Raw genomic sequence first — 6,928 nt, 5'->3', positions numbered from 1 at the left:
TCCTGCGGGGATTCAAAACAACCGGTTGGACCCTCAGGCGGTTTTTCTTTGGGCGCCCGGGGGGGTTCTTGTCCGGTCCTTGCCGTCGGTCAGTGCGCTGACGACGGCATCGGCCGTATCGGCATGCGTGGCCCTACGGAGCGGACACCGGCTCCGCGGGGCTGCGCAGCTGCTCCGCCGCGTCCGAGACCCGGCGCATCAGCGACAGGAAGAGCGTCTGCTCCTCGGGGGAGAGCGGTGCCAGGAAGACCTGGTTCATCCGGGCCGTGCGCACCTTCAGGCGCTTGTGCGTGCGCGCGCCCTCGTCCGTGAGGCGCAGCAGGAAGCGGCGGCCGTCCTCGGGGTCGCGCACCTTGTCGAGCAGGCCGCGGCGGGTGAGGCGGCTGATCACCTCGGCGATCGTGGACCGGTCCAGGCCCACCCGCTCGCCCACGGTCCGCTGGTCGAGCCCCGGTTCGGCGGTCAGGGCGTTGAGCACGCCGAACTGCGGGGAGGTGATCTCCTCCGACACCATCGTCGTCCACAGCAGATGGTGTGCCTGCTGGAGCCGCCGGGCCAGGTGCCCGGGATGCGTGGTCAGGTCCACCGCGGCCATGGCGTGCCTCCTTCTGTCGTTTCGTCGGCGCACGGAACGATACCCGTCCGCCATGTGATGCCCCCGACCCGTTGACGCCGCACCGGGCGCCTGTCAGCATGGCCCGGTCGGCGGAGATGCTCAGTGCACTGACTAAATTCACCGACTATGTTTCCTCCTCCCCGAGCGAACCGAAAGGCCCTCCATGGACAAGGTGGTCGCCACCGCCGCCGAGGCGGTGGCGGACGTCCCGGACGGAGCGACGCTCGCCGTCGGCGGCTTCGGCCTCAGCGGCGTACCGAACGCCCTCATCCAGGCCCTCCACGCCCGCGGCATCGGCGGCCTGGGCGTCGTCTCCAACAACTGCGGCGCCCTCGACTCCGGCCTCGCCGTGCTGCTCGCCGCCGGCCGGATCGCCCGCGTCACCGGCTCGTACATCGGCGCGAACAAGGAGTTCGCCCGCCAGTACCTCGCCGGCGAACTCGAGGTCGAGCTCATCCCGCAGGGCACCCTCGCCGAGCGCCTGCGCGCCGGCGGCTGCGGCATCCCGGCCTTCTACACCCCGGCCGGCGTCGGCACCCAGGTCTCCGACGGCGGCCTGCCCTGGCGCCATGACGGCGAGGGCGGTGTCGCCCTCGCCTCGCCGCCCAAGGAGGTGCGCGAGTTCGACGGCGTCCCGCACGTCCTGGAGCACGCCATCCGCACCGACTACGCCCTGGTCCGCGCCGCCGTGGGCGACCGGCACGGCAACCTCGTCTTCCACGCCTCCGCACGCAACTTCAACCCGCTGGCCGCCATGGCGGGCCGGATCACCGTCGCCGAGGTCGAGGAACTCGTCGAACCCGGCGCCCTCGACCCCGACCACGTCCACCTGCCCGGCATCTTCGTCCAGCGCGTGCTCGCCCTCACCCCCGAGCAGGCGGCCGACAAGGCCATAGAGAAGAGGACGACACGATGACCTGGACCCGCGAACAGATGGCCGCGCGCGCCGCCCGGGAGCTGGGGGACGGCCAGTACGTCAACCTCGGCATCGGCCTGCCGACGCTCATCCCCAACCACCTCCCCGCCGGCGTCGAGGTCGTGCTCCACTCCGAGAACGGCATCCTCGGCACCGGCCCGTACCCCACCGAGGACGAGGTCGACCCCGACCTCATCAACGCCGGCAAGGAGACCGTCACCCTCCTCCCCGGCGCCTCCTGCTTCGACTCCGCCCTCTCCTTCGGCATGATCCGCGGCGGCCACATCGACGTCGCCGTCCTCGGCGCCATGCAGGTCTCCGCCCGTGGCGACCTCGCCAACTGGGCCGTGCCCGGCCGGATGGTCACCGGCATCGGCGGCGCCATGGACCTCGTCCACGGCGCCCGCACGGTCATCGCGCTGATGACGCACACCGCCAAGGACGGCACCCCGAAGATCGTGGCGGAATGCGACCTGCCGCTCACCGGGCGCGGCTGCGTCGACCGCGTCATCACCGACCTCTGCGTCCTCGACGTCACCGCCGAGGGGCTCGTCCTCGTCGAGACGGCGCCCGGGGTGACGCCGGAGGAGGTGGCGGCCCGGACGGCGGCCCCGGTGCTGCTGCCCGACGGCGCCCGGCAGGCCGTCGGCTGACGGCAGCTCCCCGCCGTCCTCCCCGCACGCCTGCCCACCCCGACTCCCACTCCTCGCGGAAGGATTCATGACCGAGCTCACGCAGGACCGCATCGACGCCGAGATCGGCGCCCTCCAGGACGCCTACGACACCGCGCTCGCCGCCGGCGCCCCGGTCCGCCACCACCCGCCGCGCGACTACCCCCCGTACCGCAGTTCCCTGCTGCGCCACCCCCGCCGACCGCTCGTCGCCGTCGGCCCCGACGCCGCCGGCGACCCGGAGGCCGTGGAGCTCAGCGGCCCCGTGTTCGGCGTCACCGACGTCACCGAGTACGACAACGACCTCACCCGGGCACACGGCGGCGAACCCCTCGGCGAGCGGATCACCGTCACCGGGCGCCTGCTCGACCGCGCCGGCCGCCCGGTGCGCGGACAGCTGATCGAGATCTGGCAGGCGAACGCCTCCGGCCGCTACGCGCATCTGCGCGACCAGCACCCGGCCCCGCTCGACCCGAACTTCACCGGTGTGGGACGGACTCTGACGGACGATCAGGGCCGCTACGCCTTCACCACCGTCAAGCCCGGCGCCTATCCGTGGCGCAACCACAGCAACGCCTGGCGCCCCGCGCACATCCACTTCTCCGTCTTCGGAACGGCGTTCACGCAGCGGCTCGTCACCCAGATGTACTTCCCCGGCGACCCGCTCCTCGCCCACGACCCGATCCTGCGCTCCGTCACCGATGCCGCCGCCCGCGAGCGGCTCGTCGCACGCTACGACCACGGCCTGTCGCAGCCGGAGTTCTCGCTCGGCTACGCCTGGGACATCGTCCTCGACGGGCCCGCCGCCACCTGGACCGAGGAAGGCCGGTGACCGTCATGAGCACCCGGACCCAGCCCCTGCTGCCGCCGACCGCGTCCGCCACCGTCGGCCCGTTCTACGGCTACGCCCTGCCCTTCCCCGGCGGCGAGCGCGTCGCCCCCGAGGGCCACCCCGAGCGCATCACGCTGCACGGCTACGTCCTCGACGGCGCCGGCGACCCCATACCCGACGCACTCCTGGAGTTCTGGCAGGCCGCCCCCGACGGCTCCCTCGCCGGCGCCCCCGGGTCCCTGCGCCGCGACCCCGTTACCGGCGGCCACCTCGGCCGCGACGGCACCGTCTTCACCGGCTTCGGCCGCGTCGCCACCGACGCCGACGGCCACTACGCGCTGCACACCCTGCCGCCCGGCAATCCCGGTCAACCCCACATCAGCGTCTGTGTGTTCGCCCGCGGACTCCTGCACCACCTCTACACCCGCGCCTATCTCGGTGACGGCCCCGACCCGCTGCTCGACCGGCTCCCCGCCGACCGGCGCGCCACCCTCGTCGCCGTCCCGGAGCCGAACCGCACCCACCGCTTCGACATCCGCCTCCAGGGCGAGGGCGAGACCGTCTTCCTGGAGTTCCCGTGACGCCGCCCAGCGGCGGGGCGCTCCCGGACTCGGGGCTGCTCGACCCCGTACGCGCGGGCTCGCCCGCCGAGGCCGCCACCGGCGACACCGCCTTCCTCCAGGCGCTCCTCGACGCCGAAGCCGCCCTCACCCGCGCCCAGGCCGCCACCGGCACCGCCCCCGACGAGGCCGCCCGCGCCGTGACCGGGGCCGCGGCCGAAGCCGGCCGCTTCGACCTCCGCTCGATCGCCCTGCGCGCCCGCACCGGCGGCAACCCGGTCATCCCGCTGGTCGCCGACCTGACCGTAGCGGCGGGGGAGTGGGGGCCGTACGTCCACCGGGGCGCGACCAGCCAGGACGTCCTGGACACCGCCGCCATGCTGGTGGCCGGCCGCACCCTCGGCCTCGTCCTCGCCGACCTCGGTCGTACGGAGCGGGCGCTCGCCGCCCTCGCCGCCGCCCACCGCGACACCGCCATGCCCGGCCGCACCCTCACCCAGCACGCCGTGCCCACCACCTTCGGCCTCAAGGCCGCCGGCTGGCGTTCCCTGGTGCTCGACGCCCGCGACCGGATCACGACGGTACGGGACGGGCTGCCCGTCCAACTCGGCGGCGCGGCCGGGACGTTGGCGGCCTTCGCCGATGCCGCCGGTGCGGACGCCCCCGTGGCCGCGGCCGCGCTGCCCGCCGCGTACGCCCGCGAACTCGGCCTCGCCGCACCCCTGCTGCCGTGGCACACCCTGCGCACCCCGGTCGCCGACCTCGCCGGCGTCCTCGCGCTCACCGCCGGGGCGCTCGGCAAGGTCGCCGTGGACGTGCTGACCCTTTCGCGCACGGAGATCGCCGAGGTCGCCGAGGGCGAGGGCGGCGGCTCGTCCGCCATGCCGCACAAGGCGAACCCGGTCCGCGCCACCCTCGTCGCCTCCGCGGCCCGGCGGGCCCCGCACCTCGCCGCGAGCCTGTACTCCTGCCTCGCCGCCGAGGACGAGCGCCCCGCCGGCGCCTGGCACGCCGAATGGGAACCGCTCCGCGACCTGCTGCGGCTCGTCGGCGGCGCCGCCCACCACACCGCCGCCCTCGCCGAAGGACTCCGCGTCGACCCGGCCGCCATGCGCGCCCACCTGGACCTCACCGGCGGACTCCTCGTCGCCGAACGGCTCGCCACCGCCCTCGCCCCGCGCCTCGGCAGGGCCCGGGCCAGGGCGCTGCTGGCCGAACTCACCGCCCGGACCCGCGCCGAGGGCCGCCCGCTCGCCGAACTCCTCGCCGAGCACGTCGAATCGGCCGCACTCGATCCCGCCGAGCTGGCCGAGCTCGCCGATCCCGCCCGCGCCACCGGCTGCGCCGGAGCCCTCACCGACCGAGCCCTGGAGCGACGTTGACCCCGGACCGCACCCTCCACCATGTCGCCGAGGGACCCGCCACCGCGCCCGTCCTGATCCTCGGCCCCTCGCTCGGCACCTCCACCGCGCTGTGGGACGCCGTCGCCCCCGAACTCTCCCTCACCCACCGGGTCGTCCGCTGGGACCTGCCCGGCCACGGCCGCTCGCCCGCCGGACTCATCGGCCCGGGCGCGACCGTCGCCGACCTGGCGCGGCTGGTCCTCGGCCTCGCCGACACCCTGGGCGCCGACCGCTTCTCGTACGCCGGGGTCTCCCTCGGCGGCGCCGTCGGCCTCCACCTCGCCGCCCACCATCCCGAGCGGGTCGAACGCCTCGCCGTTCTCTGCTCGTCGGCCCACTTCGGCGGCTCGGCGTCCTGGGAGGAGCGCGCGGCGACGGTCCGGCGCGAAGGGCTGGCGAAGCTCGCCGAGACCGCCGACGCCCGCTGGTTCACGCCTGGGTTCACCGTGCCGCGCCTCGTCGACGACCACCGGCTCGCCGACCCTGAGGCGTACGCGGCGTGCTGCGACGCGCTCGCCGCCTTCGACCTGCGCGACCGGCTGGCCGGCATCACCGCGCCCACCCTGCTGATCGCGGGCCGCGAGGACCCGGCGACCCCGCCGGCCCATCTCCGGGAGATCGCCGACGCCGTCGCCCGCTCCGCCCTCACCGAGATCCCCGGCGCCTCGCACCTGGCCGTCGCCGAGCGCCCCGGGGCCGTGCTCGCCGCCCTCCGCGCCCACTTCGCGGACATGCCCGTCCGGAGCGGCATGAAGGTCCGCCGCGAGGTCCTCGGCGACGCGCATGTCGACCGGGCCCAGGCCCGGCAGACCGAACTCACCGCCCGCTTCCAGGACTTCATCTCCCGCTACGCGTGGGGCGAGATCTGGACCGACCCCACCCTCAGCCGCCGCGAACGCAGCCTGATCACCCTCACCGCGCTCGTCGCCCACGGCCACCACGACGAACTCGCCCTGCACCTGCGCGCCGCCCGCCGCAATGGCCTGACCGGCGCGGAGATCGCCGCCGCCCTCCTCCAGACGGGCGTCTACTGCGGCGTCCCGGCGGCCAACTCCGCCTTCGCCGTGGCGCAGCGCGTCCTCGGCGAAGAGTTCAGTGCGCCGGAACCCGGGCGAAGCGCTCCGTGACGTGCAGATCCGCCTCGATGCCGGCGATCGCGGCCGTCAGCTCCGGCAGCACCTCGCGCACGCACTCCTCGCGCGAGCGGCGGGCGGCGTGCAGGGCCACGTTCACGGCGGCGACGACCCGGCCCGCCCGGTCGCGCACCGGCATCGCGATCGACCGCAGCCCCTCCTCCAGCTCCTCGTCGACCAGCGCGTACCCGTCGTGCGCCACCCGGTCCAGGAGCGCGTCGAGTTCCGCGCGCCCGGTCACGGTGTACGGAGTGAGCGGCCGCAGCTCGGAGCCACCGAGCCGGGCGGCGCGGTCCCCGGCAGGAAGGCCCGCGAGCAGGACCCGGCCCATGGAGGTCGCGTACGCGGGGAAGCGGGTGCCGACGGTGATGTGGACGTTCATGATGCGGCTGGTCTCGACCCGGCCGGTGTACTGGACCTCGTCGCCGACCAGCACGGCCAGGGACGTGGACTCGCGCACCCGCTCGGCCAGGTCGGCGAGGTGCGGCTGGGCGATCCGGGTGAGCGTCGTCCGTGACAGCGGCGCGAACCCGAGCGACAGGACGCGCGGCGTCAGCCGGAACTCCCGCCCGTCCACCGCCACACAGCCCACGTGCTCCAGGGTGATCAGCGCGCGCCGGGCCGTGGCCCGGGCGAGACCGGTGGCCTCGGCGACCGCCGTCAGCGGCAGCGCGGCCCGGCCCTCGCCGAACGCCGTGATCACGGTCAGGCCGCGCGCCAGCGACTCCACGAACTCCCGGCCCAGCTCCTGCTTGGACGCCCCCGTCCAGGCCGCGAGCCCGCTCGCCGCGGCCGGC

At 75.0% G+C, this 6,928-nt stretch carries 8 protein-coding genes; 6 read left to right on the top strand and 2 right to left on the bottom strand.

Annotation, left to right across the window (positions count from 1 at the left end; translation table 11 throughout):
• Nucleotides 1-133: 133 nt before the first annotated feature.
• Complete coding sequence (locus tag ACWEV0_RS35325) at nucleotides 134-595, bottom strand: MarR family winged helix-turn-helix transcriptional regulator (RefSeq protein ID WP_453153907.1); 462 nt, start codon at nucleotides 593-595, stop codon at nucleotides 134-136.
• A 184-nt stretch (nucleotides 596-779) separates the two neighbouring features.
• Here ACWEV0_RS35325 and ACWEV0_RS35320 point away from each other — a divergent pair, with 184 nt between their 5' ends.
• The 6 genes from ACWEV0_RS35320 (at nucleotide 780) to pcaDC (ending at nucleotide 6,125) form a co-directional block, all read left to right on the top strand.
• On the top strand, nucleotides 780-1,532 hold the full coding sequence (locus ACWEV0_RS35320) for a CoA transferase subunit A (protein ID WP_453153906.1): 753 nt from the start codon (nucleotides 780-782) through the stop codon (nucleotides 1,530-1,532).
• Complete coding sequence (locus ACWEV0_RS35315) at nucleotides 1,529-2,185, top strand: CoA transferase subunit B (protein WP_453153905.1); 657 nt, start codon at nucleotides 1,529-1,531, stop codon at nucleotides 2,183-2,185. The genes ACWEV0_RS35320 and ACWEV0_RS35315 overlap by 4 nt, the downstream gene beginning before the upstream one ends.
• 67 nt (nucleotides 2,186-2,252) lie before the next feature.
• Entirely contained in the window at nucleotides 2,253-3,035 is a 783-nt protein-coding gene (pcaH, locus tag ACWEV0_RS35310) for a protocatechuate 3,4-dioxygenase subunit beta (protein WP_453153904.1), read from the top strand.
• Between the two features lie 5 nt (nucleotides 3,036-3,040).
• Nucleotides 3,041-3,616: a protocatechuate 3,4-dioxygenase subunit alpha gene (pcaG, locus tag ACWEV0_RS35305; protein ID WP_453153903.1), complete on the top strand. Its 576-nt coding sequence runs from the start codon at nucleotides 3,041-3,043 to the stop codon at nucleotides 3,614-3,616.
• Nucleotides 3,613-4,977 carry a 3-carboxy-cis,cis-muconate cycloisomerase gene (gene pcaB, locus ACWEV0_RS35300; RefSeq protein WP_453153902.1) on the top strand — a complete coding sequence of 455 codons (1,365 nt, stop codon included), beginning with the start codon at nucleotides 3,613-3,615 and terminating at the stop codon, nucleotides 4,975-4,977. The genes pcaG and pcaB overlap by 4 nt, the downstream gene beginning before the upstream one ends.
• Nucleotides 4,974-6,125, top strand: a complete 1,152-nt coding sequence (pcaDC, locus tag ACWEV0_RS35295; RefSeq protein WP_453153901.1) for a bifunctional 3-oxoadipate enol-lactonase/4-carboxymuconolactone decarboxylase PcaDC — start codon at nucleotides 4,974-4,976, stop codon at nucleotides 6,123-6,125. Before pcaB ends, pcaDC begins: the two co-directional genes overlap by 4 nt.
• Here pcaDC and ACWEV0_RS35290 read toward each other — a convergent pair.
• A partial coding sequence (locus ACWEV0_RS35290) for an IclR family transcriptional regulator domain-containing protein (RefSeq protein WP_453153900.1) occupies nucleotides 6,091-6,928 on the bottom strand: 838 nt, incomplete at its 5' end. The genes pcaDC and ACWEV0_RS35290 overlap by 35 nt on opposite strands.

The organism is Streptomyces sp. NPDC003943 (assembly GCF_053605265.1).
The sequence above is the reverse complement of the archived record's forward strand: the minus strand, read 5'-3'. Positions and strand labels throughout refer to the sequence as shown.

Bases quoted from the DNA above. Each gene is read 5' to 3' on its own strand.
- pcaH (WP_453153904.1), top strand. From the start codon at position 2,253: ATGACCGAGCTCACGCAGGACCGCATCGACGCCGAGATCGGCGCCCTC.
- pcaG (WP_453153903.1), top strand. From the start codon at position 3,041: ATGAGCACCCGGACCCAGCCCCTGCTGCCGCCGACCGCGTCCGCCACC.
- ACWEV0_RS35325 (WP_453153907.1), bottom strand. From the start codon at position 595: ATGGCCGCGGTGGACCTGACCACGCATCCCGGGCACCTGGCCCGGCGG.
- ACWEV0_RS35315 (WP_453153905.1), top strand. From the start codon at position 1,529: ATGACCTGGACCCGCGAACAGATGGCCGCGCGCGCCGCCCGGGAGCTG.
- ACWEV0_RS35320 (WP_453153906.1), top strand. From the start codon at position 780: ATGGACAAGGTGGTCGCCACCGCCGCCGAGGCGGTGGCGGACGTCCCG.